The following is a 26,202-nucleotide window of genomic DNA, read 5'->3' on the forward strand; positions in this document are numbered from 1 at the left end:
GCCCTTACGGCTGCTTGCCGCGAGGGCCCAGCCAGCCCAGGTCGGCGTCCTGCAGGCCGACCAGCAGCGCGCGGCCGTCCTCGCCTACGCGCAGCGCGCCGTAGCGGGCACGTTCGAAGTCCGCGGCGCGCCCTTCCTGGAAGAAATAGGCGTCGGTCACGATCCTGACCCGCCCGTCTCGCACGGTATAGGCCAGCCGGTGTTCGCGCTCGGCCAACGGCGCGCCGTCGTCCAGCCTGACCAGTCCGGCGCGGCTGGAGCCGGCCTCGCGCCGGACCACGAGTGTTCCCGAAGCGGGCAAGTCCTGGCCCAGGCGCTGGCGCAGCTCGCGCGCGACCGCCCAGTCCAGCGCCATGTAGTCGCCTTGCATCAGCGACCGGGGGTCGACCGGCGCCAGCTCCAGCGACACCAGCGTCCCGCTGGCCAGCAGCGATTCATTGCGCCAGATCGACGCGTTGACCAGGCCCAGCACCAGGACCAGCCCGGCGGCGATCAGCCAGCGGACCAGGCGTTCACTCATGGCCGGCCTCCGGCGCGCCCAACCGGGCGATGCCGCGCCAGGCCAGCAGCAGCACGCCCCCCAGCGCCAGCAGCACCGCCGCCTTGCGCGGCAGGGACCAGGCCTGCGCGTAGTAGAACCACCCTATGCTCCACAGCGCCACCAGCAGCCCGCCTACCCAGAGCGGAATACGGGCACGGGCATGGCCCAGCAGCGCGGTCATCAGGCCGAAGGCCACGCCCGGGACCCAGGCCCCGGCCAGCACCAGCACGCACGCGGTACCGGCGGCCCAGCCGCGGACGGCCGGGCGCGCGCGGGCCGACAGGCGCCAGGCCACCCAGGCCAGCGGCAACGCCGCCAGCAAATACGCCGCCCAGGCCAGGCCACGCCAGGCGGGCGGCACCGACAGGTCCATGCCGGGCAGCAGCGCGCCGGCCAGGCCCAGCACCCACAGCGCCAGCGTCGCGCCCCAGGCCAGCGGTGCCTGGATTTGTCCCAGACGATGCGCCCACCGGGTCTCGTCCAGCCAGGTCGCCGCGCAGCTCCAGGCCGCGATGGCCGGCACGGGACTGGGCCAGCCCAGCTCGCGCAAACACCCCTCGCCCGCCAGCAGCAAGGCCAGGACGCCGAAACAGCGAGCGATCGCATGCGGCATGACGGCCGCCAGGACCAGCCCCAGTCCCGCTGCCGCCAGGAAAGTCCCCCAGACGGGCAACCAGGCCGCGCCGGCGACGGCGACGGCACCGTAGCCCGCCAGGCAGAGGCTGAGCGCGAACTGCGCGCGCAGTTCGGGCGGCTGGCCGTGCAGCAGCATGCGGGCGACGATCAGCAACAGCACGCCCACCACCACCAGGCTGTGCGAGTCGAAGGGATCCGGCACGACCAGTCCGGCGAAGACCAGCAGCAGAAGGCCGCCCAGCCAGCCGCACACGCCCAGCATCAGGCGCACGTGCCAGGGCATGGCGGCTTCGGCCGGCATCGCGGGCGGGACATCGCCCTCGGCCAGCCCCTGCCGGCGTAATTCGTCCCAGACCTGCGGCAGGCCGGTCATGCCGCCTCTCCCGCCCACCGGGCCTGCAAACGCCGCAGCCAGGCGGCGGCGCCGGCCGAGGCCGCGATCAGGAAACCGCCTACGACAAGCAGCGAGAGCTCGCCCGGATCGCCTTCGGCCAGCAGCCGCGCGAGCCCTGCCGTCGCGACCGCGATCGCCGCTAGGCAGCACAGGGTAAGCATGGGCAGGTCCCGGCGCCACTGGTAGAACAGGAAACCGCCGGCCAGGACCAAGGCCATCACGGCCCGCGTGGCCCAGGCCAGGATGCCGCCGGCGCGCGCTTCGCCCAGGATCGCGCCGAACAGCGCGCCGACGATGGCGGCCAGCACCAGCACGCCAGCCAGCCGGGGCAGGAAACGCAGCCGGCCGCCGTCGATCAGCCGGCCGCTCAACCCTTCGGCCGCCGCGACGGCGGCCAGGTTCAGCCAGAACAGCCAGGGATGTGGCCATCCGCCGTCCAGCGCGGCCAGCAGGAAAGGCGAGAACCGCCCTACGTAAAGCTGGGCCGCCAAGTTGGCCAGCACCAGCAGCAGCGCCCACGCCGCGGCCGACCGCGACGCGGCCACCCAGGGCAGGATGACAAGGCCCCACGCCAGGAACAACTGGTAGCTGTCGGCCCCGGTCTGGTAGTGCTGGCCGAGATAGGCCAGCAGCGCGCCGCACAGGATCATCGCGAACAGCAGCGCCACCCGGCCCGCCGGCCGCGCCGTGCCCAGGCGCCACGCCCCCGCGGCGGCGGCCGCCAGCAGGGCTTGCAACAGGGAAAACTTGGCGATGGGCGGCCATTCCCGCCAGTTGAAGGCCACCAGGAAGATGATGCCCGCGGCGCAGGCCAGCGCACCCCCGTAGGCGCAGACGTGTTCGAGGAAACGCCGCCAGGCCGGTCCGTCGGGCAGCACCGCCGCCAACCGCAGCCCCTCCTCCGCCGCCCGGGCCGACAGCGCCTTTCGCCGTGCCAGTTCGATCAACTGGCGATGCAAGGCGTCGCGGCCGCCGCTCAAGGCGCTTCGCGAGCCGCCGTGCGGGCATGGCCGAAGAATCGGCCCAGTTCCCGCGCCAGCTCGTTCAGGGCGGCCATTTCCTCGGGAAGGATCTTGCGAGCCAGCTGCGCGCTGTTCCAGTCGCCGTAGATCAGCGCCACGGTGTCCTTGTCGGCGCGCACGGGCAGCAGCACGAAGGCGTGCGAATCGGGCACGGCATCGCGGAACCAGCGCGGGATGTGGACGCTGAACTTGGGGTCGCAGGCGTTCTCGATGAAGATTCCCACTGAATTGGTGATGGCCAGGTGGAAGACGTCCACCGAGAATATCTCATTGAAGCGCAATTGAGGGAGTAACTGTTCGATGCCGCGGCCGAACCCCAGCCGCGCCTCGAAGGTATGGCGGCGTGGATCGCGCACGAAAACGATGGTGCGCGAGAACTGCATGCCCGCCAGCATGGCCTCGGACGCCATGGCCAGCACCGGACCCAGGTGGTGCTCGGACGGCAGCGAGCGCAGGTCGCGCATGCCTTCGCGCAGCGTGCGCTCGGCATTGTGCGAACCGCCCTGCGTCGATTCGGCGTGCAAGTCGTCGATTTCCTGGATGAAGCGCTGGCTGGCCCGCTCGCGGGTCAGTTCCTCCATGATCTCGTACAGCGGCTCGGGCTCGACCGCCAGCGCGCGCGCATAGCGCTGCACCGTCTCGCGCATCCGGCGCTCGCGCAGCTCGACGTCGCCGCCCGCGATGGTCATGCTGCGCGACATCTGCACCGAGAAGCTGGCCACCGCGCGCAGCCACGGGTCGTGGTCCAGCACGATGTCCTGGTCGGCCGGCAGGCCGGCAAGGTCGAAGGGCTCCATGCCGCGCCGGATCACCGCCGGCAGTCCCCAACGCTCGGCGGCGTCCTCGGCCAGTTCCTCGAAGCTGATGCCCAGCACCTCGGCCGACACTTCGTCCTCGGTGCGGCGGTACTCCAGGGCATGCTCGCGGATCTGGGTCCACTCGCTCTCGAGATAGAAGATGCACAGCAGCTTGCCGAGCTGGCGCATCAGCGTGCAGACCACGGCTTCCTCGCTGGTCAGCAGCTCGCGCACCTCGCATACCCTGCGCGCCACGCAGCCGGCCAGCATCGCCCGGTTCAGCTCCAGCTTGGCGTCCAGCCGCTGCAGTTGCAGGTGCGACTGCTGGAAATGGTCGACCAGCTTGAGCCCCAGCACCAGGTGGCCCACGGCCTCGATGCCGAGCACGACCAGCGCGCGGGACACCGTGGTGATGTTGCCGCCGAAGGCCATGTACATGGCCGAGTTGGCCAGGCGGATGACGCGCTGCGTCAGCGTGAAGTCCGACAACACGATCTGGGCCAGCGCCGTGATGTCGTGGTCGTCCCCCTTCATTGCCGAGATGGTGGCGCGCAGGGAGTCGGACAGCAGCGGAAAGTCGCCGCGCTCGTTGATGCGCGACCACAGCTTTCGGGTCAACGCGTGACGTTGTTGGATGTCCGGCATGAAAAATCCGTGTTCCGGCGTCAGTTCGCCAGCGGCCGCAGCTCGCCGGTTTCGAACTTGTGCGCCAGCTCGTTGATGGGCAGGGCCTTGCAGACCAGCCAGCCCTGGATCAATTCGCAGCCGCTGGCCACCAGCAGGTCGCGCTGGGCCTCGGTTTCGACGCCCTCGGCCACCAGGTCCAGGCCCAGCGTGCCGGCCAGCCCCACGATGGCATCGACGATGGCCTGGTCGTTGCGCGAGGAAGGCAGATTGCTGATGAAACGCCGATCGATCTTCAGCGCGGCCAGCGGAAAGCTCTGCAGATAGGCCAGGCTGGAATAGCCGGTGCCGAAGTCGTCCACGGCGAATCGCACGCCCAGATCGGTCAGTTCCTCGAGCAGGGTCTTGGCGTGGGCCGGATCCTCCATCAGCACGCTTTCGGTAATTTCGAGCACGATGCGCCGGGGCGCCAGCCCCGTCAGCTTGAACGCCTCGCGCACCGCCGCGGGGAAACGCTTGTCGCGGAACTGCTGGGCCGAGACGTTGACGCTGGCGTATTGCAGGTGGATGCCGCGCGCGTCCCACTGCATGAGCTGCATGCAGGCATTCTTCAGGGCCCATCCGCCCAGGAAGTTGATCAGGCCGGCCGACTCCGCCAGCGAGATGAATATCTCGGGCGAGACGGCGCCCAGGACCGGATGATGCCAGCGCATCAGGGCCTCGATCCCGGTCACTTCGCCGTTGCGCGCCTCGACGATGGGCTGGTAGTGCAGCGAAAACTCGCCGTTGCGGATGCCGCTGTGCAGGTCGGACTCCAGCCTGAGCGTGTCGGGCCGGTTGCCGGCCGCGCGCCGCTCGTAGAAGGCGAAGCTGTAGCCGCGATTGCGGCCCGCCTGCGCCAGCGCCTCGTCCACGTGGTAGAGCAACTGGTCGCAACCGTTGGCCCGGTCGGGAAACAGCACGGCACCGATGCGCACCGACAGTTGCAGCGTCTGCCCCTCGTGCGAATACGGGAGCTGGATCGCATCGGAGACACGGCGGGCGAATTCCTCGACGTAGTCGCGGTCGGGCACGTCGCGCAACAGGATCAGGAAGGCGTCGCTGTAGCAGCGCGCCACGAATTCCCGGGCGTGGCAGGCGCTCTTGAGCCGCAGCGCGGTCTCGTGCAGGATGCGGTCGCCGGCTTCGTAGCCGAAGGCCTGGTTGACGCGATGGAACTCGTCGATGTCGATCTGCAGCAGGGCCACGCGATAGCCCTTGTCCAGCGCCTCCTGCTTGGCCCGCTCGATCTCGTGGCGCGCCGACGCCAGGTTGTCGAGCCCGGTCAGCACGTCGTGGTACATGGCGTAGGTCAGGCACTGCTCGTTGTCGGCCCAGGCCGACACGTCATGCCCGACCACCAGCAACTGTCCGGGTTCGATCGCGTCGGGTGCGACGCGCAGCTCGACCAGCCGGGGATAGGTCAGCGTCTTGATCAGGTGCAGCGTGCACTTCTGCACCTCGCCCGTCTGCTGGGCCTGCCGCAGGCAGGCTTCGAGCAGGGGCGCGTCTTCCTGCGGGACCAGGTCGCGCAGCGTGACGATGCGCAGGTACTCGCGGTGATAGCCGATGAACGCGAGCCCCGGCTCGGAGATGTACAGGAACCGGCCCTGCTGGTCGATGCGCGCGAAGAAATCGATGGCGCTTTCGAAAGAGGCCACCGGATCGGCGCAAACGCGGTCTAAGGTATCAAGTCGCATGGAGGGACGGGCTCAAGGGAGACCCGGAACCACGCCTGGACAGCTGGACGATAGTGGGCCTGTCTCCGGTCAACGTACTTGCAACGGTATTAACGGCGGGCCCGCCGCCAAGTTGAGATGCGCTTCGCCGCGGAAAAGACGCCGAATCAGGCCTCTCTTCCGGCTCCAATCGCCCGTGACAGGGCCTTGACAAGATCGGTTTGCGTGATGATGCCGGCCAGTGTGCGCTCCTCGTCGATGACGGGAATGTGGTGATGGCCGCCGTCGGCGAACAGCGGGATCAGCTCGATCACGTAGCGGCTGGCGCTGACCACCCGGACATGCCGGGTCATGATCTGCGAAATGACCCGGGGACGCCCACCCGCGCCCGGCGCTAGGCCGACCAGCGCGCGCAGCCGCCCGCCCCACCCTTCGGGCCGGTCCATCTCCAGCTGCCGCATGAAATCGGCCACCGTCACGATGCCCACCACGCCGCGGGCCTGGTCGATCACCGGCAGCGCCTTGATGCGATGCTGGCGCATCAAGGCCCAGGCCTCCTTGAGCGGCATGTCCTGCACGGCGCTGAGCGGCGTGCGCGTCATGATGTCGCGGCAGCGCAACTCGCCCAGGCTGCGCCGGTAGGCGGCCATTTCCGCATGGTGCAGCAGGTTCTCCAGGTCGTCGGGGCTGACGTCCAGCACCTGGTTGTAGTGCGCCAGCGCGGCATCCAGGTCGGCCGCCGTGAAGCGGGACCGGGGGCCGGGCACGGGCTTGGCCTGGGCATGAGGATAGCGGCGGCCGGTCAGGCTGTTGTAGGCCAGGCCGGCCATGATCAGCAGTACCGAATTGGCCAGCACCGGGAACAGCGCGTAGCGGTAGTCGGCGGCCTGGGCCAGCACCGCGGTCAGGGCGGCGGCACCGCCCGGGGGATGCAGGCAGCGCAGCGACAGCATCACCACGATGGCGCCGCCCACCGCCAGCGCGGCCGCCAGGACGGGATCGCCGATCAGGTTGACGCAGATGATGCCCACCAGCGCCGACAGCGTGTTGCCGCCGACGACCGACCATGGCTGGGCCAGCGGGCTGGCCGGCAAGGCGAACACCAGCACCGCGCTGGCGCCCAGCGGAGCGACCATCCAGGCGGCGCTCCCCAGGCCGCCGGCGGCCATCCGGCTCGCCCAGGCGGCCAGCAGGACCCCTGCCAGCGCGCCCAGGACGATGCGCAGGCGCTCGCGTCCATTGATGCGCATGCGGCCCGGCCGGAAGGACGCCAGCCAGGCGCGCAGGGTGGCAATGGAGAAACCCGGCCGCGGCGCGGAAACCCGGGAGGAAGGGGAGCGATCGGACATGGAACGACGGCGACGACGGCACGGCACACTGAAACCAGCCGGGCATAGTACCGGATTGCGGGGCGCCCCCGCCGCCGGATGCCCCCTCTGGCACAACGGGCATGAGCATATATCGTCATTTAACGATATAAAATTCGAGGTCCATCGATATGATTCGGCACACCGCCTAGCCAGGATTCCTTATGACAACGCTGTACGACCCCATCACCGTCGGCGATCTCCAGCTCGCCAACCGCATCGTCATGGCCCCGCTGACCCGCAACCGGTCGCCGCGCGCCGTTCCCCTGCCCGTCACGGCCACCTATTACCGTCAGCGCGCCAGCGCCGGCCTGCTGATCACGGAAGCCACCGCCATCAGCCACCAGGGCCAGGGCTATGCCGACGTGCCCGGGCTGTATTCGGAAGAACAACTGGCCGGCTGGCGGCGCGTGACCGACGCGGTCCACGCCGCGGGCGGCAAGATCGTCGTCCAGCTCTGGCACGTGGGCCGGATCTCGCACACCTCGCTGCAACCGGACGGCGGCGCGCCGGTGGCGCCCTCGGCCATCCGGGCCAACGCCAAGACCTACCTGGTCGGACCGGACGGAGGCGGCTTCGCCCCGACCTCCGAGCCTCGCGCGCTGCGGCTCGATGAATTGCCCGGCATCGTCGCCGACTACCGGCGCGCCGCCCGCGCCGCCATCGAGGCCGGCTTCGACGGCGTCGAACTGCACGCCGCCAACGGCTACCTGATCGACCAGTTCCTGCGTTCGGGCAGCAACCACCGCGACGATGCCTACGGCGGCTCCATCGAGAACCGGGCGCGCCTGCTGACCGAAGTGCTGGATGCCATCACCGACGAGATCGGGGCCGGCCGCACCGGTATCCGCATCTCGCCCGTCACGCCGGCCAACGATGCCTCGGACCCCGAACCCCAGCCCCTGTTCGACTACGTGGTGCGCAAACTGGCCGGCTACGGGCTGGCCTACGTCCACATCATCGAGGGGGCGACGGGCGGTGCCCGCGATTACCGCCAGGGCGATGCCCCGTTCGACTACGCCGCGCTGAAGGCGGCCTACGCCCAGGCCGGCGGCCGGGGCGCCTGGATGACCAACAACGGCTACGACCGCGCAACCGCCGAGCAAGCGGTCCAAAGCGGGGCCGCGGATCTCGTGGCCTTCGGCAAGCTGTTCATCGCCAACCCGGACCTGGTGCGGCGCCTGCGCGAACAGGCGCCGCTGAACGCGCCGGACAACACCACGTTCTACGGCGGTACGGAAAAGGGGTACATCGACTACCCCGCGCTGGCCTGAACCAGCCGGACGGCCCAACGAGGGGGACGGGCCCATGGCGCCGCCCCCCCCTTACCCACGCTAGCAGCGCCCCTTCTTCGCCTGCCCCGGCGGGCAGAAGCGCGGGCCGGGATAGTAGCCGCCGCGATAGGCAGGCCGATACTCGTAGTAATACCCCGGCGAATCGTAGTAGTACCCCGGCGCCGGCGCCACGACGGCGCCTCCGGGGGTGTACACCGCGCATCCGCCCAGCACGGTCGCCGCGGCGATGGCAGTCAGGATGGATTTCATGATTGCTCCTTGCGTACGGATCAGAACGCGAAGTCCCGCGTTGCCGGTCCCGTACCGATATCGACGGACGAGGACTTCACGGTGCCCGTCGAGGTCGTGGCCTCTATCGTGTAGCGCCCCGCCGCGGTCGCGTCCGGCACCAGGGGAATGGGCAGCGTGGTCTGGTAGTTGCCGGCCACCGGCGCGGCGGCGGGCAGGCTCATGGCGTAGGCGCCGGTCGTCAGGCTGGCGAACGTGGAGGCCACTTCGAACTTCGCCCCGCCCGTCGTCTGCAAGGCGCGCAGCGACGCTTCGGCGCTCAACGGCGTCACGGTTCCCGACACGGTGTTGAAGGCCGACGGCGGCGGAGCGATAGGCGCCGTCGCCGTGGAGACCGTCGTGCTGGCCCCCGCCACCACCGGCACCGAACGGATGATGCCCACGCCGCGCGCGGCCGATGCCGGCGGCACCACCACGACGTCGACGTTGCCGGTCGTGCTGCTCTGCTCGATGGGGGACAGCGTGAACGCGCCTTCGCTGGTGGCCACGGTACCCTTGACCACCTCGCCGCCGCGCTCGGCGTAGACCCGCGAACCGGCCGGTGCATAGCCGACCACCTTGCCGCTCACCACGATGGGAATCGCGGTTACCACCGGCTTGAGATTGAAACCGCCGTTGCCACGCGCGACGATGGACTTACAGGCGTCGAAGTCCAGCACGAGGTCGGTCAGCGTATCCGGGGCGACGGTGAACGGCCGGATGATCTTGTAGCCGCTTTGCGAGGCGCTGGGCGTGGTCAGCGCGATCTCGTCCCCGCTGCCGCCGGTCTGCACCACGGCATTGGCATAGGGCTTGCCGGCGTTGGCCTGCAACACCAGGCGGATCTGCTGATAGTCGCCCGCCGGTAGCGCTGTCTTGCCCAGCGTGGACATGACGCCGTTGGTCAGCGAAAGGAGGTCGATCCGCCGGACCGGCGTGACCGGGATATCGACCCAGCCCGAGCCGTTGTCGTCGACATTCGGATTGCCGTTCACACGGATCTTACTGACGGTTACGAAGATATGATCGAAGCCACAGGCGGGCGCATCGGTCATCGAAACTTGCAGCGTGCCCTGGGCGGGAGCGGACGAACCGTCACCTCCCCCGCATGCCGCCAATCCCAATGCCCCCGCACATCCCAGAACCAGCATGCCATACGGAATTCTGTTGTTCGCCACGATGACCTCCTTTCGGTAAAGCGTGAACGCGGGGCGAGCATACGGCGGACGGTGTTCGGGGCGTGTAATCTACATGTAAGCTCTGTAAATGGGGCGGGAAGCCGCGGTTACATGCCGCTTTCGGCTTTCGCGCCGCGCGCCTCCTTCAGCGCCACGGTCAGGTTCGCCACTTTCCGCTTCAGGTCGGCATTCTCGGCCCTGAGCGCGCGCACCAGTCCCTGCAGTTCGCCCACATCCGTGCTCTCGGGCGGCAGGTCGGCCGGCTCCTCGCCGCCTTCGCCGGCGGGCGCCGCATCGTCCTGCCGGGGCCTGGCCTTTTTCTCGCGCACCTGGCGCGCGGCGCGGCGCAGTTCGTCCTTGCCGCCGGCCACCGCCACGACCTGTTCCTCGGCCGGCAGTGTGGCGACCGCCGCCGCCGCGCTGATGGAGATGGTTCCCGACTTGACCGCCGCCACGAGTTCGGGCGCGGCCGCCTTCTGGATGCGCTCGATCTGGCCCACCGTCGCGGTGCTGAGCCGCGCGGCCCGGGCCACGGCCTCGCGCGTCGCCAGGGCCGGCCGGGCCGGTTCCGCGGATGCAGTGCCCTGCGGCGCGGGCGAGGGCTCGGCCGCTTCCGCGGAGGCCACGGAAGGCGGCGCCTGGACAGGCTTCCTGGACTGCAGGATGTCTTTCTTGCGCAGGGCCAGCACGCCCCGCTGGTAGTCGGAGATGCTGCGCCGGCCCAGGTGGTTGTCTATCATCCAGAGCCGCACGTCGTCCATCGACTGGAAGGCCGTGTTCTGCACGGTGCGGAACTCGATGCCGTGCTTCCTGCATATGCCGTAGCGGTTGTGGCCGTCGACCAGCACGTTGCCCCACAGCACCAGCGCATCGCGGCAGCCTTCGGCCAGCAGGCTGCCCTCCAGCGCGGCGTACTCGTCTTCGCTCAGCGGGTCGATGTAGGCCCGCAGTTCTTCGTTGATTTCTATGTCCATGCAAACCTTCATTGCGGATCGGCCGGGAGTGTAATCGACGGCGGCCGCCCGGGGCCGGTCAGGCGCTCTCGCGCGCCACGATGCTGAACCCGATCTCGACGACGGGGGCGGCCGGCCGTTGTCCGCTGGCGCGGGCCGCGATCATTTCTGCGGCCCGGGCGCCGATCGCGGCCCCATCCACGTGCACCGAGGTGATGGAAGGCGACATCGACGCGGCGATGTCCATGTCGCCGAAGCCGACCACCGCCAGTTGCCCGGGCACGTCCACGCCCTGCACCGTGGCTTCGGTGACGACGCCCGCTGCCATGAGGTCGGAAGTGCAAAAGATGCCGTCGATGCCCTTGCCCGTGCGCTGCAACGCGCGCAGGCCCTCGCGTCCCTGCGCGTGCGTGGTCGGCGCCGGCAGATACAGCACCACCGGCTCGGGCAGCCCCAGTTCGAGCGCCGTGCGCACGTAGCTCGCGGCGCGCAGCCGGGCCCGCTCGTCGTCCCCGCTCAGCACGGCCTGGCGGGTCTTGCCCGCTTCGAACAGGTAGCGGCTGACGGCCGCCCCGATCTCTTCGTGCGACACGCTCAACAGCATGTCGATGGGCGTGGCCGTGGTGTCCCAGGTCTCGACCACGGGGATGCCGGAGGCCTGGAGCAACTGGCGCCCCTGCGGCGAATGCATCACGCCGGTCAGCACGATGCCGTCGGGGCGGCGGCCGATGATGGCCCGCAGCAGCGCGTCCTCGCGCGGCACGTCGTAGCCGCTCTGCCCGACCATGAGCTGGTAGCCCCGGGCATCGAGCGACTCGGTCAAGGCCGCCAGCATGCCCGCGAACAGGGATCCCGCCACCGACGGCACGAGCGCCGTCACCAGATGGCTGCGCGACAGCCTCAGCGCGCCCGCCATCAGGTTGGGGACATAGCCCAGCGCCGCGATGGCGGCATTGACCTTCTCCAGCGTGGCGGGGGAAACCTGCTGCGGGGTATTGATAGCGCGCGACACCGTGATCATCGAGACGCCGGCCGCCTTCGCCACCTCACGCACGGTCACGCCGCTCCGTTCGGCGGTCGGGGCGGGTACGGCGGCGGACTTGCGGTCGGACAGAGACATCGGCGGGAGGGAAAAGCAACGCGAACGAGACAGAAGGCTAACCCGGCGGGCCGGCGGATAGCGGCCGACGCGGCCTGGGTTTCCACCTATGGTCGCCGGCAGCCTGTGATCATACATTCTGCCCATCCGGATGTTAACGTTAACAAAACACAGGCGACGCTGATATCCGCGATTGGTAACGTTAACATCCATAAAAAGACATGGAGACGACATGAACGCCCAAGCACGTGCATGGATACTCGGAATAGTCCTGGCGGCCGCCTCCGCCAGCGCTCACGCCTGGCCCGACAAGCCGGTGACGATGGTGGTCCCCTTCCCTCCGGGCGGCGCGACGGACTCGGTGGCGCGCGCCGTCGCCAACAAGCTGCAGGAGCGGCTCAAGCAATCCTTCGTGGTCGAGAACAAGGCCGGCGCCACCGGCACCATAGGCGCCGCGCAGGTCGCCCGCGCGACACCGGACGGCTACACGCTGATGGTCACGTCGCTGGCGCCGCTGGTCGTCGCGGAACACCTGATGAAGGACCTGCCCTACGCCCCAGCCAAGGACTTCACCTACCTCACCGTCGCGGTGCAGGCCCCCAATGTGCTGGTGGTCAGCCCCGCGCTGGCGCCCAAGGTGGGCAACGTCCAGGACGTCCTCGCGCTGCTCCGGTCCCGGCCGGGGGCCGTCAGTTTCGCCACATCGGGCGCGGGTTCGTCCGACCACCTGACCGCCGAGCTGTTCTGGCAGAAAACCGGCACGAAGGGGCTGCACGTGCCCTACAAGGGCGGCGCTCCCGCCATCGCCGACCTGCTGGGCAACCAGGTCGACATGTCGTTCCAGAACGTCAACGCCGTCCTGCCGCACATCAAGGCCGGCAAGCTCAAGGCCATCGCCGTCACGGGCAACACCCGCTCGCGGGTGCTGCCCGACGTGCCCACCTTCGCCGAAGCCGCGGTGCCCGGCCTGGTGGTCTATTCCTGGCAGGCCATCGTCGCGCCCAAGGGATTGCCGGCCGACCTGCGCAACCAGATATCGGCGGCGCTGACGGAAGCCATCAGGGATCCCGCGGTCAGCAAGCCCTTCACCGACGTCGGCCTGGAAGTCGTGGCGAACTCGAGCGACGAATTCACGCGCTTCCAGCGGCAGGAAAGCACGCGCTGGAAGGAAGTGATCGAGACCGGAAACATCTCCATCCAGTAACGCGACCACGCCGGAAACGATCATGCCTGCTGCTTCCTCGCCCGCCGGACACACGCCCACCATCACCCGCATGCGGGTGGTGCCCGTGGCCGGCCGCGACTCCATGCTGCTCAACCTCAGCGGCGCCCATGCGCCCTACTTCACCCGCAACCTGGTCATCCTGACGGACAGCGCCGGCCATACCGGCGTGGGCGAAGTCCCCGGCGGCGAGCACATCCGCGCGACGCTGGAAGACGCGCGCGGCTTCATCGTCGGCAGTTCCATCGGCCGCTACACCGACACGCTCAACCGGATGCGCAACGCCTTCGCCGGCCGCGACCATGCGGGCCGAGGGAACCAGACCTTCGACCTGCGCATTGCCATCCATGCCGTGACGGCCGTCGAGTCGGCGCTGCTCGACCTGCTGGGCCAGCACCTGGAGGTGCCGGTGGCCGCGCTGCTGGGCGAAGGGATACAGCGCACGTCGGTGCAGATGCTGGGCTACCTGTTCTACGTGGGCGACCGCACGCGGACCCCGCTTGCTTACGACAGCGCGCCGGAGGAACAGGACGACTGGCTGCGCCTGCGGCACGAAAAGGCGCTCACGCCCGAGGCCATCGTCAGGCTGGCCGAGGCCGCGTACCTGCGCTACGGCTTCGAGGACTTCAAGCTCAAGGGCGGTGCGCTGCGCGGCGAAGAAGAGATCGAGGCCATCCGCGCCCTGCACGAACGCTTCCCCCGGGCCCGCATCACCCTCGACCCCAACGGCGGCTGGCTGCTGCGGGACGCCATCCGCCTGTGCCGCGACATGCACGGCGTGATGGCCTATGCCGAAGATCCCTGCGGTGCCGAAGGCGCGTACTCCGGCCGCGAGACCATGGCCGAATTCCGCCGCGCAACCGGCCTGCCCACGGCCACCAACATGGTCGCCACCGACTGGCGGGAAATGGCGCATGCCCTGTCACTGCAATCGGTCGACATTCCCCTTGCCGATCCGCACTTCTGGACCCTGCAGGGCTCGGTGCGCGTGGCCCAGGCCTGCCAGGCATTCGGCCTGACCTGGGGCTCGCATTCCAACAACCACTTCGATGTCTCGCTGGCGATGTTCACCCACGTCGGCGCGGCCGCGCCGGGCCGGGTTACCGCGCTCGACACGCACTGGATCTGGCAGGACGGCCAGCACCTGACGCGCGACCCGCTGCAGATCCGCAACGGCCGCATCGAACTGCCTCAGGCTCCCGGACTGGGCATCACGCTCGACATGGACGCGGTCGAGCGCGCGCACCGGCTCTACAACCAGCGCGGCCTGGGCGCGCGCAACGACGCCATGGCCATGCAATACCTGATTCCCGGCTGGCGATTCAACAACAAGCAGCCGTGCCTGGTGCGCTGAGCGGCGCAGCGGGTGCCCGGTTGACCTCCACGGTGACGTGGACCAGTTCCTCGTGGATGGCCAAGGCCTCCCGGAAATGGGAAGGCGTGGCCGGCGTGTCGGTCACGACCCCCAGGATGCAGGCGTACTTGCCCTTCCCCACCCGCCAGACGTGGAGATCCGTGATCGTCGCCTTGAACGGGCAGGCCTCGATCACCTCTCGGATCTCGGCCACTACCGGCGCATCCATTTCGGCGTCGAGCAGAACCTTGCCCGAGGCACGCAGCAGGCCATAGGCCCAGACCGCGACCAGGCCGGCGCCGACGATGCCCATGGCGGGATCCAGCCAGGCCGCGCCCCAGAGCTTGCCGCCGAACAAGGCGACGATGGCCAGTACGGAAGTGGCGGCGTCGGCAACGACGTGCAGATAGGCGGAACGCAGGTTCAGGTCGCTGCCGTGCGCGTGTCCATGGCCGTGCTCATGGTCGTGCCCATGGTCGTGATCGTGGCCATGGTCATGCCCGTGATGCCCGTCCTTGAGCAGCCAGGCGCATGCGAGATTGATGGCCAGACCGACGGCCGCGATGGCGATCGCCTGATCGTAGTGGATGGGCGTGGGAGCCATCAGCCGCTCCACGGACTCGTACAACATCAGGGCGGCCACCCCGGCCAGGAACAAGGCGCTCGTGTAACCGCCCAGCACCTCGATCTTCCAGGTTCCGAAAGCGAAGCGCCGGTCATGGGCATAACGCCGCGCCGCGCCGTACGCCAGCACCGCCAGCCCGAGCGCCAGCGCGTGCGAGCTCATGTGCCACCCGTCAGCCAGCAACGCCATCGAATTGAAGACGTAGCCGCCAAGGATCTCGACCACCATCATCGTCGCGGTAAGCAGGACCGCCCAGCGGGTATTGCGTTCGGCCAGGGGGTTGCCCTCGTCGAAGACGTGGCTGTGCGTCCAATTTTCGGGGGTGGCGGATGTCGACATGATGCGGCCTGCGCGGGGGTGGTTATATACTATACCCCAGTATAGTTCATGCGAAAAAGAGGGCTGTCCATGGCACATACCATCCACAACCAGAAACGGCTCCTGACGCGCGTGCGCCGGATCAAGGGACAGGCCGAGGCCCTGGAGCACGCCCTTGGCCAGCAGGTGGAATGCACGGCGATCCTGCAGCAGATCGCCGCGATACGGGGCGCGGTGAACGGGCTCATGGCCGAAGTGCTGGAGGGACACATCCGCGAGCACCTGGGCCGCGCCGACGCGCCCGCCGACGTGCGGGCGGCCGACCTGGAAGAAGTCGTGGCCGCCGTGCGGTCCTACATGAAGTAAGGGCTGGACGCGCACCATGATCAAGCGGATGAAGCAATGGGCCCGGCGCATCAAGCAGGATGTCGTCGCGATCTGGCTGGCGGCCCGGGACCCTCGTACGCCCTGGATGGCCAAGGTGCTCGCCCTGCTGGTGGCCGCCTACGCGGTCTCGCCCATCGACCTCATTCCCGATTTCATCCCCGTGCTGGGATACCTGGACGATCTCATCATCGTCCCGCTCGGCATCCTGCTGGTCGTGCGCCTCATTCCCGCCGATCTGATGGCCGAATTCAGGCGTTCTGCCGCGGACATGTCGAGCCGGCCGGTCAGCCGGGCGGCCGCGGCGGTGTTCATCGCGATATGGGTGCTCGCCGCGGCCCTGGTCCTGTTAGTCTTGTTCCGGAAGGCGGCGTTCGCCTGACTCGACAAGGAGACCCCGTGGGCAATACGTTCGACATCGACGCGTACCTGGCACGGCTCGGATACCAGGGCTCCACGGCCCCTTCCCTCGCGGTGCTGGATGCGCTGACCCGCGCCCACTCGCAAACCATTCCATTCGAGAACCTGGACGTGCTGCTGCGCCGGCCCATCCACCTCGACCCCCAGCGCCTGTACGACAAGCTGGTCACCGCGCGCCGCGGCGGCTATTGCTTCGAGTTGAACGGCCTGTTCCTGGAACTGCTGGCGCGGCTGGGCTTTGCCGTGCGCCCCCTGGCGGCACGGGTACGCCTGAGCACGGCCGATCGCAGCATCATGGTCCAGCGCACGCACCTGACGCTGGCGGTCACCCTGGATGGACAGGACTGGATCACCGATGTCGGCGTCGGCGCCACCTCACTCACCCGCGCCCTGCGCCTGGAGGATGGCCTGGTCCAGGCCACGTCCCACGACACGCGGCGCCTGGCGCGCGAGGACGGCAGGTGGTTCCACCAGGTGCGGCACGCCGACCAGTGGATCGACGTCTACGAGTTCACCGGCGAGGACATGCCCATGGTCGACCGCGAGGTGGCGAACTGGTACACCAGCACGCATCCTGGGTCGTTCTTCCTCCAACGACCGACCGCGGCGCTGGCGCTGCCCGAAGGCCGCCGGGTGAGCCTGCTCGGCAAGGTCCTGAAGTTCCGGGAAGCCGACGGCAGTGCCCGGGACCAGGAACTGGACGGTCCGCAGGACTTGCAGACGGCGCTGGGCGAACATTTCGGGATCGACCTGCCGATGGACGCGCTGCGGACGATCGCGCTATCTCTGACTCCTATTGCGCTGCTCTGATAGGCCCAGGGTAGCTTCATGCGTTTGTCCTGAGATCGCACTGAAGTTGGTACGAAAAAATTCCCTGACTTGGTCTTCAGCAAACTTGAAAGACGCAAGTTGACGCAGCGTGCCTGGATCGAAAATCTCCGCCACGCGATGCCGTGCGGCTTCCGGACTGAACCTCCGCCGATGCCTTCCCGTCACTTCGGCTGCGGTCGCCAGCGATTCGAACAGTTTGCTCTTAGGGTCTGCAAGCTCTTCCACGGCAACCGCTTTGGGGAGTTTGAGTGGGATACGTCCATCGGGATTGCCTGCGGCTGAACGGATCGCTAGTTCGTCCAGCAGCAGCCAACTTTCGGTCATACGCACAGGTACAAGGCAGATATGCGGAAAGTGCTGGGATGCAGACTCGGCTAGCGCTGTCCGGATTTCTTGAACGCGGTGTTCAAGGGGCTCGCGCTCTGCATCTCTGTGAATAAACAGCAAATCGCATGGGAAAAGCTCTATTACCCGAGGAATTCTGAATTTGAGCGCGCCCGAATGAAGACCTTCGGCGAATAGCGTTCGATGGGGAAGCGGACTCCATGCATCCAAGAGAAACTGGACAATGGGTAGTAGAGTCCGATCCGATGTCCCATCGGTGAGTAGAGTAACTGTCAGAGTTTTCATACACAGACCACGCGATCAGGCACTTTGAAAAAGATCCGGTGTCTCAATCGGCAAATGGTCCACGACGTGTTTGGGACCATTGCTCTTCGACCTCATCCTCATGCCAGAGAGGTAGGCGTGCAACTCGCCCCGTGTGATGAATCCCGCATCGGACGCGCCCGGTGCACGTGCGCGCCACGTTCCACCAATCGGTTTGAAGTTTGCGAACGAGGCCCCGCGCAGGCGCAAGGACTCCGCAAACAGCAATTCGTCGTCTAAAAGCTCAGCCACGACCAGTGGCGAATGGGTATTGATGATGACTTGCCGCAGCGAATGCTGAACGGCAAACTCTTCTCCCTGCAGGTCGGCATCGGAAAGCTCCTTAACCAGGCGAAGCATCTCTGGAATGCGCAAAGGATGGATACCGTTCTCAGGCTCTTCCAGGCATACCAGTCCTTTGGCATCTGGATCACTGGCAAGCACTGCAAGCGCAAGGAACCGAAGCGTGCCGTCCGACAATGAACTCGCAGAATACGGACGACCATCGCTCATCTTCACCGACAGTGTGCGCTGTTGCCGCGTCTCGTCGGTATCTACGTCCAAGGCTGTTACGCCGGGAATCAGATCGGCCAATCTGTTTGCGATGTCGCTGTACCCACCCAGGCGGAACAACGTATTGGGCATATGCTCACCCGTAGAGGAAAGCGATGCTTCGCCAAATACATCGTCCGGCGCGCGCAACGCCGAAGGCTCCAATTGCAGCATCCGCCACGACTGCATTTCCCGACGGGCGGCCAAGGCTGTCGGATGCGACGACAAATTAACGCCGGAAAGAATGGTTTGCGGGCTTTTGCGGGCGGAAATCTTCTGAGGCTGCCCACCACCACGGTCGCTGCGCAACAAAATCGTGGTATCCGAATCCTTGCTGTCTGTTTCGATGAATGGGGACGTACGCGCCCCGGGCCCAAAGATCAGTTTTCTATTCTTGGCCAGATCAGCACCAGCATTGAAAGAAAGAAATTTTTGCGCTTCGCTGGACGGCTTCGCACGCAGTTCTTCGCGTTCGATGTAGATCGGATCCTTGGAGGAACCAGATGGAGCTTCGGTATTGAGGCGAAGCACCAAGGAGTATTCAAGCAGCGTTGCCGTAGGCTTCACACTGCGGTCGAAATCATCCACGACCTCATTGGGAACAATCATTTCCGCAAGAAATTCCATCCGAAGCTCTTTCTTCCCCTTTTCATGGAAGAACAGAGACCCGAACTCTGACGCCCGACCATGCGTACCGCGCACATTGCTGCAGGCCTTGAGAATCGGCATGGACGCCAAATCGCACAAGAAAGTAATCGCATCGAACAGATTCGATTTCCCGACGCCATTGGCACCGGCAATGCATGTGAACAGACCAAACTGGACGTCGATATCCCGAAGGTTCTTGAACCCGACGACCTTTAAACGAGTCAACATGATGTTCCCTGGACAATTTGCAGGCGCTGCTCTGGCTAAAGCCACCCAAGTAGTCCGTGACAGCTTCTAAGTGAACCACATTCGAAAGATTTTACCTCCTGCTGATTACGAAGAAGCGAACTTCGGAGGCATTGCAGACGAGTTGCCGATCACACCGCCTTCGCCTCGAACGGATTAAAGACCTCCACCCCAAAGGGAGCGAAATCGCCGGCGTTGCGTGTCACCACTACCAGTTGGTGCTGCTGCGCGGTGGCAGCAATCATCGCATCCTCGTACAGCGTGTCGGAGCGCCGGTGCATCAGGCGCGCCCAGCGCCTGAAGGTTTCCGCATCCATGGGCAGGACGTTGTACGAGGCAGCCACCAGGTCGGCCCAGCGAGCGATTTCGTCGGCCTTGTCCGGGTCCTGGTCGCGCGTCAACTCGACGCCGGCCTCGATCTCTCCCAACGTGACCGCAGACAGATAAAGGTCGCCATCGGCAACGGACCGGAGCCAGGCGACGACCGCGCCATGCGGGCGCGGCCGTCGCAATTCGGAAATGACGTTGGTGTCCAGCAGATACATGCGGCGCGCTCAGCGAATAGGCGCAATGCGTCGGCGCCGTGCCGCCCCACGTGGCGGCACGAGGCACTCCGTACGTGCGGTATCCGAAAGCAGCAGTTCCTTCAACGACGGCTTAGCCGCTGCACGCAGGCGTTTCCATTCGGCGGCGGGGACGAGCACGGCGGCTTCGGCTCCACGCTTGGTCACCATCTGCGGTCCCTCCGAGAGACACGCCTCAAGAAACTCGCTAAAGCGCGCCTTTGCGTCCTGTATGGCCCAGCTTTTCATGATGCGGCATCCCATAAAAGACTAGTCATCTGACTAGTTTACAACTTGACTCCATCTCCTACAATCGATCCGTGGCAATCTGTCTCATACTCGCTGGTAATCGACAGCCCTCACTACAATGCCATATTTGGCAGGGACAGCACTCCGCTCTTCCAGTAGAACCTGGTCGAAGTTGTCCATTGCCCTCATCCAGCGCCTCACGAACCTATTGATTGTTAATGAAAGAATCGGATACCAGCGCACACACGCCGATGATGCAGCAGTATCTCCGCCTGAAGGCCGAAGCCGGCCCTCTGCTGCTGTTCTACCGCATGGGCGATTTCTACGAGCTGTTCTACGACGATGCGGAAAAGGCCTCGCGGCTTTTGAACCTGACGTTGACCACCCGCGGCGCCTCCAATGGCGTACCCATACGGATGGCGGGCGTGCCTTTCCACGCCGTCGAGCAGTACCTGGGCAGGCTGGTCAAGCTGGGCGAATCGGTCGCGATCTGCGAACAGATCGGCGACCCCGCCGCCTCGAAGGGACCGGTGGAACGCCGCATCGTCCGCATCGTGACGCCCGGCACGCTGACCGACGAAGCCCTGCTTCCGGCCAAGGCCGATCGCGCCGTTGCCGCGGTCCAGCCGGGCAACGGCAAGACAGGGCGCCTGGGCATCGCCTGGCTGAACCTGGCCAGCGGTGAATTCCGTTTGACCGAATGCGCGCCGGCCCTGCTGGCGAGCGAACTGCATCGCATCTCGCCGGCCGAAGTCATTCTGGCCGAGGGCCAGCCGCTGCCGGTCGATTTCAGCGCCCCCATCAGCCCGGTGCCGGTCTGGCATTTCGAGACCAGCGGCGCCCGCCAGCAATTGCTGAACCACTTCGGCACCGACTCGCTGGCCGGCTTCGACGTCGAGGACATGCCCGAGGCCATCTGCGCCGCGGGCGCACTGCTGCGCTACGTTTCGAACACGCAGTCCCAGGCGCTGGCGCACGTGCAGCAACTGACCGCCGACCGCGCCAGCCAGTACGTGCTGCTCGACCCCGTCACGCGGCGCAACCTGGAACTGACCGAGACCCTGCGCGGCGAAGAGTCCCCCACGTTGTTCTCGGTGCTGGACCACTGCCAGACGCCCATGGGCAGCCGGCTGCTGCGCCGCTGGCTGCACCACCCCCTGCGCGACAACGATCCCGCCGCCGGCCGCCTGCGCGCCATCGAAACCTTGCTCGATGGCGGCGATCCGCGCCTGCTGCAGGATGCGCTGGCGCCGCTTCCCGATGTGGAGCGCATCTCCGCGCGTGTGGCCCTGCGCTCGGTGCGGCCACGCGAACTGGCCAGCCTGCGCGACGCGCTGGCGCTGCTGCCCGGGTTGCACGCCATGGTGCTGCGCCTGGCCGGCACGGGCTCGATGCTGTCGGCCGACACGCAGGCACGGCTGCCCGAACTGGCGGCCCAGCTCGCGCCCGACCCCGCCATCGGCGAATTGCTCGCGCGCGCCATCGCCGCCGAGCCCGGCGTCAACGTGCGCGACGGCGGCGTGCTGGCCGCCGGTTTCGATGCCGAACTGGACGAGCTGCGCGCGCTGGAATCGCACAGCGGCGATTTCCTGGTGCAGCTGGAGAAGCGCGAGCGGGAACGCACGGGCATCGCCAATCTGCGCGTGGAGTTCAACCGGGTGCACGGCTTCTTCATCGAGGTCACGCGCGGCCAGACCGACAAGGTCCCCGACGACTACCGCCGCCGGCAGACGCTCAAGAACGCCGAACGCTACATCACGCCCGAACTCAAGACCTGGGAAGACAAGATCCTGTCCGCCCAGGACCGCGCGCTGGCGCGCGAGAAATGGCTGTACGAGCAGTTGCTGGATACCCTGGCGCCACACGTGCGCGCGCTGACCCGGACGGCCGCGGCGCTGGCCGAGATCGACGTGCTGGCCGCCCTCGCCTTCCATGCCCGCACCAACGACTGGGTCGCGCCCGAACTGCTGGACACGGCCGAGATCCAGATCGAACAGGGCCGCCATCCGGTGGTGGAGCGGGTCATCGAACGCTTCACGCCGAATGACTGCCGCCTGGCGCAGACCCGCCGCATGCTGCTGATCACCGGCCCCAACATGGGCGGTAAGTCGACCTACATGCGGCAGACCGCGCTGATCGTGCTGCTGGCGCGCATCGGCAGCTTCGTGCCGGCGCGGGCGGCGCGCATCGGCCGCATCGACCGCGTGTTCACCCGCATCGGCGCCGCCGACGACCTCGCGGGCGGACGCTCCACCTTCATGATGGAGATGATCGAGGCCGCCGCCATCCTCTCGTCCAGCACGTCCGACAGCCTGGTGCTGATGGACGAGATCGGCCGCGGCACCTCGACCTACGACGGCCTGGCGCTGGCCTGGGCGATTGCCTTCCAGCTCGTGTCGCAGAATCGCGCGCTGACCCTGTTCGCCACGCATTATTTCGAACTGACCCGCCTGCCCTCGGTACGCCCCGAAGTCGCCAACGTCCACCTGGCCGCGGCGGAATCGCACAAGGGCATCGTCTTCCTGCACGAGGTGCGCGAAGGCCCCGCCAGCCGCAGCTACGGGATCCAGGTCGCGCAGCGCGCGGGCATCCCCGCCGCGGTCGTGCGCATGGCGCGGCGCGAGCTGGAAAAGCTGGAGACGCAAGGCTCCCAGGTCCCGCAGATGGCGCTGTTCGCGCCGCCGCAGGACGGGGCCGCCGAAGCGCAGGAAATGGAGCAGGCGCGGGACCACGCCATGGAAGCCGTGCGGGACGCGCTGGACGGGATCGATCCGGACCGGCTCAGCCCGCGCGAGGCGCTGGACGAACTCTACCGGCTCAAGAACCTGGCCCTGCCGCAATGACCACACCCGCGCCGCGCCCGCCTTCCTGGCCCCGCCTGCTGCTGGCGGCGGCGCTGGCGTGCGCGGCGATGGCGCCGGCGGCGGCCGCCACCACCAACGCCGAATCCGGCTATGCGGCCCGCCAGGGTTTCGCCTTCGCCCTGCTGGGCGGCGTGCCCGCGCACGACGGCGACGAGGCCGCCGTCGCCCAGATGCTGGCCCAGTTCGGCACCGAGACCGACCTGGCCATCCACACCGGCAACATCAAGGGACGCGACGAGCGCTGCGACGACAAGACCTATGCGCGCCGGCACGCCCTGCTGAACGGCAGTCCGGTCCCGCTGGTGCTGGCCCCGGGCGAGAACGACTGGGCCGAGTGCGACCGCCCCGCCGCGGGGCAGTTCGGCCCCGTGGAGCGCCTGAACCGGCTGCGCGAATTGTTCTTCGATCCGGACGACTCGCTGGGCATGCTGAAACTGGACCTGCAGCGCCAGAGCGAGACCGCGCGTTTTCGCGGCTATCCCGAGAATGCGCGCTGGGAATACGGCGACGTGCTGTTCGTCACGCTGAACGTCCCGGGCAACCAGAACAATTACCGCACCGGCGCGGGACGCAACGGCGAATACGAGGAAAGGGTCCAGGCCGATGCCTCGTGGCTGCGGCAGGCCTTCGCGGCCGCCACGCGGCTCAAGGCCCGCGGCCTGGTCCTGGCCTTCTCCGCCGACCCGCACTTCGAAGGGCGGCACACCGTGGCCGGCGGCGTCGATCCGTATGCCGCGCTGAAGACGGACCTGGCCCGGCTGGCCGCCAAATATGCCGGCCAGGTGCTGGTCGTGCACGGCGGCGGCCCCTCGCCCGAGCGCGGCCGGTCGCGCCACGCCCTGGCGGACCATCCGCTCAAGTTCAACGGCAAGACGCTGCAGAACGTGGCGCGCGTCGCGATGCCCGCCGTGCCGGAACCCGCCCATTGGATCAAGGTGAACGTGGAGCCTGGCAACCGGGACGTCTTCCGGCTGGAAGGCATCAACACGGTGCTGCGTCCTCCGCAGCCCCGCTAATCAAACCGCCGGGCAAGGCAGCCCCGGCTTAATGCAGCGTGCCGGGATTGCGCCGGGCCTCGATCAGCGCGTCCAGGACATCGTCGCTTTCCTCATCGCTGTCGGCGTACCCCTGCTCGATTTCCTCCGGGTCGGCCCGGCGGACCTCCAGCAACTTGATGCGCACGCGCAGCGCCATGCCCGCATAGGGATGGTTGGCGTCGAGCACCACCTTGTCGTCGGTCAGGTCGGTAACCGAGAAGATCAACGCATTCTCGTCGCTGTCGCCGTCGTCGGGCTCGACCTCGGTATCCTCGTCGTCCTCGGCGTCGCCCGGCACGCCTTCGAACTGCATGCCGACCTCGATCGGCTCCGGGAAGCGCGAACGCGGCTCGACCCGCAGCAGTTCCGGATCGTAGTCGCCGAACGCGTCGCTCGGCTCGAGATGGAAGGTCTGCTCGAAACCGGCGGTCTTGCCTTCCAGGCCGTCGTCCAGGCGGGGCAGCAGGCTGTCCAGCCCGCGATGGAGAAAGCTCACGGGGCCATCGCTGTCATCGAGCGCTTCCCCGTCCGTGCTCATGATCCAGAACTCGACCGTGACGACGGTATTCTCGCCGACGGCCAGGGCCGGATCGCTGTTGGAAGCGGTCATAATCTTGGTTTCCCGTATACGTTGGATGGCCTTTCATTCTACAGGCTGGCCCCGCCCCTCCCGGACCGAAGCATCCCCATGAATCCCGACCTCCCCACCCGCCTCCTGGGCGGCCTCTCGCCGTCCCAGTTCATGCAGCGCCACTGGCAGCGCAAGCCGCTGCTGATACGCGGCGCCTTCGAAAACTTCCGGCCGCCGATGTCCATCGCCCAGGTCAAGCGGCTGGCCCGCCGGGACGAGGTCGAATCCCGGCTGGTGTGGCGCGAGCAGGGCGCCTGGCAGATGGAGCGCGGCCCGTTCGGGCGGCTGCCGCCGGCGCGCGAACCGGAATGGACACTGCTGGTCCAGGGGGTGAACCTGCACGACGACGCGGCGGCCGACCTGATGGCGCGGTTCCGCTTCGTTCCCGACGCGCGGCTGGACGATGTGATGATCAGCATCGCCACCGATCGCGGCGGCGTCGGTCCGCACTTCGACAGCTACGACGTCTTCCTTTTGCAAGCCAGCGGGCGCCGGCGCTGGCGCATCGGCCGCCAGCGCGACCTGGAACTGGACCCCGACGCGCCGCTCAAGGTGCTGCGCCGCTTCGAGCCCACCGAGGAATTCGTGCTGGAAGCGGGCGACATGCTGTACCTGCCGCCCGCCTACGCCCACGACGGCATCGCCGAGGGCGACGACTGCATGACGATCTCCATCGGTTTCCGCTCGCCATCGCTGGCCGAACTGGCGCGCGGCATGCTGGAATTCGCGTCCGAATCGCTGACCGAGCGCCTGCCGTCCGCGCTGCGCGGGCACTACAAGGATGCCGGCCAGCCCGCGGTGCGGCAGCCCGCCGCCCTGCCCGAGGCCATGGTCGAGGCCGCGCTGGCGGCCGTATCGGCGGTGAAGTTCGATGCGGCGCTGGCCGCGTGCCACCTGGGCCACTGGCTGACCGAACCCAAGCCGGAAGTGGTGTTCGACACGCCCGATCCCGCGGTGCTGCCAGACCTGGAGACGGACTGGCCGTCATCGGGGGAACTCGTGCTGGACCGCCGAACGCTGATGATCCACCGTGGCCGGATGCTGTTCATCAACGGCGAAAGGGCCGAGGTCGATGCGACCCCGGCCCTTCGCAGGCTGGCTGACCTGCGGCGCCTGGCGTGCGTCCCGGCAAGACCGGACGACGACGAACGCGCGGCCCTGCAGGAATGGCTGGACGCCGGATGGCTACACTACCGCCCCTGACGCCGCGCCCTGCCGGCCTTGCTTACTTGCGCGCGGCCAGCGCGACGTTGATGCATTCCTCGTCCAGGTTGCCGCCCGGCGCGCCGCCGACGCCGATCGCGCCGATGGTCTCGTTGCCGACCTTGATGGGCACGCCGCCCGCCAGGATCAGGAAGTCGCTGATCGCCACCAGTTGGCGCGCGCCGGGGTTGTTCTCGACGGCATTGGCGAGCGCCGAGGTGGGCGCGCGCATCGTCAGCGAGGTGTAGGCCTTGCGGCGCGAGGCGTCGGCGGTGTGCGGGCCCGACAAGTCGGAACGCAGCATGGCCAGCACGTTGCCGCCGCGGTCGACCACGGTGGCGGCGACCTGGTAGTTCTTGGCCGCGCAGGCTTGTACGGCGGCCTGGGCCAGCTCGGTGGCCTGGGACAGCGTCAGCGACGCGGGCGTTTGCGCGTAGGCGCTGGAACCGGCGCAGGCGGCCAGGACGAACAGGGTTTTGAGCAGACGGGACATCGTTTTTTCCTCCTGTGGAATCG

The 26,202-nt window shown here is 67.6% G+C and carries 26 protein-coding genes; 9 read left to right on the plus strand and 17 right to left on the minus strand.

Annotated elements, in window-relative coordinates; translation table 11 throughout:
• Positions 1 to 4: 4 nt before the first annotated feature.
• The 6 genes from WKR98_RS25645 to WKR98_RS25670 form a co-directional block, all read right to left on the minus strand.
• Positions 5 to 520 (minus strand): GDYXXLXY domain-containing protein, encoded by a 516-nt coding sequence (locus WKR98_RS25645; protein WP_124688784.1) that lies wholly within the window; start codon positions 518 to 520, stop codon positions 5 to 7.
• Positions 513 to 1,550: a DUF4401 domain-containing protein gene (locus WKR98_RS25650; protein WP_341435030.1), complete on the minus strand. Its 1,038-nt coding sequence runs from the start codon at positions 1,548 to 1,550 to the stop codon at positions 513 to 515. The genes WKR98_RS25645 and WKR98_RS25650 overlap by 8 nt, the downstream gene beginning before the upstream one ends.
• Positions 1,547 to 2,551: a DUF2157 domain-containing protein gene (locus WKR98_RS25655; protein ID WP_341435031.1), complete on the minus strand. Its 1,005-nt coding sequence runs from the start codon at positions 2,549 to 2,551 to the stop codon at positions 1,547 to 1,549. The genes WKR98_RS25650 and WKR98_RS25655 overlap by 4 nt, the downstream gene beginning before the upstream one ends.
• Complete coding sequence (locus WKR98_RS25660; RefSeq protein ID WP_124688781.1) at positions 2,548 to 4,035, minus strand: HDOD domain-containing protein; 1,488 nt, start codon at positions 4,033 to 4,035, stop codon at positions 2,548 to 2,550. The genes WKR98_RS25655 and WKR98_RS25660 overlap by 4 nt, the downstream gene beginning before the upstream one ends.
• A 20-nt stretch (positions 4,036 to 4,055) precedes the next feature.
• Positions 4,056 to 5,714, minus strand: coding sequence for a putative bifunctional diguanylate cyclase/phosphodiesterase (locus tag WKR98_RS25665; RefSeq protein WP_161567752.1), 1,659 nt, complete (start codon positions 5,712 to 5,714; stop codon positions 4,056 to 4,058).
• Between the two features lie 185 nt (positions 5,715 to 5,899).
• On the minus strand, positions 5,900 to 7,081 hold the full coding sequence (locus tag WKR98_RS25670; protein ID WP_445936163.1) for an HPP family protein: 1,182 nt from the start codon (positions 7,079 to 7,081) through the stop codon (positions 5,900 to 5,902).
• Between the two features lie 182 nt (positions 7,082 to 7,263).
• On the opposite strand from WKR98_RS25670, the gene WKR98_RS25675 reads away from it, so the two are divergent.
• Entirely contained in the window at positions 7,264 to 8,373 is a 1,110-nt protein-coding gene (locus tag WKR98_RS25675) for an alkene reductase (RefSeq protein WP_341435032.1), read from the plus strand.
• A gap of 60 nt (positions 8,374 to 8,433) precedes the next feature.
• On the opposite strand, the gene WKR98_RS25680 is transcribed toward WKR98_RS25675, so the two are convergent.
• The 4 genes from WKR98_RS25680 to WKR98_RS25695 form a co-directional block, all read right to left on the minus strand.
• A complete protein-coding gene (locus tag WKR98_RS25680) occupies positions 8,434 to 8,643 on the minus strand; it encodes a hypothetical protein (RefSeq protein WP_341435033.1) in 210 nt (69 codons plus the stop codon).
• A gap of 20 nt (positions 8,644 to 8,663) precedes the next feature.
• Positions 8,664 to 9,812, minus strand: a complete 1,149-nt coding sequence (locus WKR98_RS25685; RefSeq protein WP_341435138.1) for a DUF4382 domain-containing protein — start codon at positions 9,810 to 9,812, stop codon at positions 8,664 to 8,666.
• A gap of 134 nt (positions 9,813 to 9,946) precedes the next feature.
• On the minus strand, positions 9,947 to 10,813 hold the full coding sequence (locus tag WKR98_RS25690; protein ID WP_341435034.1) for a hypothetical protein: 867 nt from the start codon (positions 10,811 to 10,813) through the stop codon (positions 9,947 to 9,949).
• Positions 10,814 to 10,871: 58 nt separating this feature from the next.
• Positions 10,872 to 11,912: a LacI family DNA-binding transcriptional regulator gene (locus WKR98_RS25695; protein ID WP_341435035.1), complete on the minus strand. Its 1,041-nt coding sequence runs from the start codon at positions 11,910 to 11,912 to the stop codon at positions 10,872 to 10,874.
• 211 nt (positions 11,913 to 12,123) lie between these two features.
• Here WKR98_RS25695 and WKR98_RS25700 point away from each other — a divergent pair, with 211 nt between their 5' ends.
• On the plus strand, positions 12,124 to 13,095 hold the full coding sequence (locus WKR98_RS25700; RefSeq protein ID WP_341435036.1) for a Bug family tripartite tricarboxylate transporter substrate binding protein: 972 nt from the start codon (positions 12,124 to 12,126) through the stop codon (positions 13,093 to 13,095).
• 22 nt (positions 13,096 to 13,117) lie between these two features.
• Positions 13,118 to 14,467, plus strand: coding sequence for a glucarate dehydratase (gene gudD / locus WKR98_RS25705; protein WP_341435037.1), 1,350 nt, complete (start codon positions 13,118 to 13,120; stop codon positions 14,465 to 14,467).
• Here the strand turns inward: gudD and dmeF are convergent.
• Positions 14,436 to 15,431 carry a CDF family Co(II)/Ni(II) efflux transporter DmeF gene (gene dmeF, locus WKR98_RS25710; RefSeq protein WP_124688772.1) on the minus strand — a complete coding sequence of 332 codons (996 nt, stop codon included), beginning with the start codon at positions 15,429 to 15,431 and terminating at the stop codon, positions 14,436 to 14,438. The genes gudD and dmeF overlap by 32 nt on opposite strands.
• Positions 15,432 to 15,500: 69 nt before the next feature.
• Here dmeF and WKR98_RS25715 point away from each other — a divergent pair, with 69 nt between their 5' ends.
• From WKR98_RS25715 to WKR98_RS25725, 3 genes are read left to right on the plus strand one after another with little or no spacing between them, the layout of a single operon-like run.
• Positions 15,501 to 15,776, plus strand: coding sequence for a metal/formaldehyde-sensitive transcriptional repressor (locus WKR98_RS25715; RefSeq protein ID WP_124688771.1), 276 nt, complete (start codon positions 15,501 to 15,503; stop codon positions 15,774 to 15,776).
• A gap of 16 nt (positions 15,777 to 15,792) precedes the next feature.
• A complete protein-coding gene (locus WKR98_RS25720) occupies positions 15,793 to 16,176 on the plus strand; it encodes a YkvA family protein (RefSeq protein WP_445936164.1) in 384 nt (127 codons plus the stop codon).
• Positions 16,177 to 16,193: 17 nt separating this feature from the next.
• Positions 16,194 to 17,024 (plus strand): arylamine N-acetyltransferase family protein, encoded by an 831-nt coding sequence (locus WKR98_RS25725; RefSeq protein ID WP_341435038.1) that lies wholly within the window; start codon positions 16,194 to 16,196, stop codon positions 17,022 to 17,024.
• Here the strand turns inward: WKR98_RS25725 and WKR98_RS25730 are convergent.
• From WKR98_RS25730 to WKR98_RS25745, 4 genes are all read right to left on the minus strand, one after another.
• Entirely contained in the window at positions 16,995 to 17,675 is a 681-nt protein-coding gene (locus tag WKR98_RS25730) for a hypothetical protein (protein ID WP_341435039.1), read from the minus strand. The genes WKR98_RS25725 and WKR98_RS25730 overlap by 30 nt on opposite strands.
• 15 nt (positions 17,676 to 17,690) lie before the next feature.
• On the minus strand, positions 17,691 to 19,121 hold the full coding sequence (locus tag WKR98_RS25735; RefSeq protein WP_341435040.1) for an AAA family ATPase: 1,431 nt from the start codon (positions 19,119 to 19,121) through the stop codon (positions 17,691 to 17,693).
• Positions 19,122 to 19,270: 149 nt separating this feature from the next.
• Positions 19,271 to 19,684, minus strand: coding sequence for a type II toxin-antitoxin system VapC family toxin (locus WKR98_RS25740; protein ID WP_341435041.1), 414 nt, complete (start codon positions 19,682 to 19,684; stop codon positions 19,271 to 19,273).
• A gap of 9 nt (positions 19,685 to 19,693) precedes the next feature.
• Positions 19,694 to 19,951, minus strand: a complete 258-nt coding sequence (locus WKR98_RS25745; RefSeq protein ID WP_087841819.1) for a type II toxin-antitoxin system Phd/YefM family antitoxin — start codon at positions 19,949 to 19,951, stop codon at positions 19,694 to 19,696.
• A gap of 218 nt (positions 19,952 to 20,169) precedes the next feature.
• On the opposite strand from WKR98_RS25745, the gene mutS reads away from it, so the two are divergent.
• Entirely contained in the window at positions 20,170 to 22,794 is a 2,625-nt protein-coding gene (gene mutS / locus WKR98_RS25750) for a DNA mismatch repair protein MutS (protein ID WP_445936165.1), read from the plus strand.
• Positions 22,791 to 23,831 (plus strand): hypothetical protein, encoded by a 1,041-nt coding sequence (locus WKR98_RS25755; RefSeq protein ID WP_341435042.1) that lies wholly within the window; start codon positions 22,791 to 22,793, stop codon positions 23,829 to 23,831. The genes mutS and WKR98_RS25755 overlap by 4 nt, the downstream gene beginning before the upstream one ends.
• A 28-nt stretch (positions 23,832 to 23,859) precedes the next feature.
• Here WKR98_RS25755 and WKR98_RS25760 read toward each other — a convergent pair whose 3' ends face one another.
• Positions 23,860 to 24,435, minus strand: coding sequence for an FKBP-type peptidyl-prolyl cis-trans isomerase (locus tag WKR98_RS25760; protein WP_445936168.1), 576 nt, complete (start codon positions 24,433 to 24,435; stop codon positions 23,860 to 23,862).
• A gap of 105 nt (positions 24,436 to 24,540) precedes the next feature.
• Here WKR98_RS25760 and WKR98_RS25765 point away from each other — a divergent pair, with 105 nt between their 5' ends.
• The gene (locus WKR98_RS25765; RefSeq protein ID WP_341435044.1) at positions 24,541 to 25,686 is read left to right on the plus strand and encodes a cupin domain-containing protein; all 1,146 of its coding nucleotides are present in this window, start codon (positions 24,541 to 24,543) and stop codon (positions 25,684 to 25,686) included.
• Between the two features lie 22 nt (positions 25,687 to 25,708).
• Here the strand turns inward: WKR98_RS25765 and WKR98_RS25770 are convergent, their stop codons facing one another.
• The gene (locus tag WKR98_RS25770) at positions 25,709 to 26,179 is read right to left on the minus strand and encodes a GlcG/HbpS family heme-binding protein (RefSeq protein WP_124688765.1); all 471 of its coding nucleotides are present in this window, start codon (positions 26,177 to 26,179) and stop codon (positions 25,709 to 25,711) included.
• Positions 26,180 to 26,202: the final 23 nt, after the last annotated feature.

Origin of the sequence: Pigmentiphaga sp. YJ18 (assembly GCF_038066655.1) — a bacterium.
Lineage (GTDB): Bacteria > Pseudomonadota > Gammaproteobacteria > Burkholderiales > Burkholderiaceae_B > Pigmentiphaga.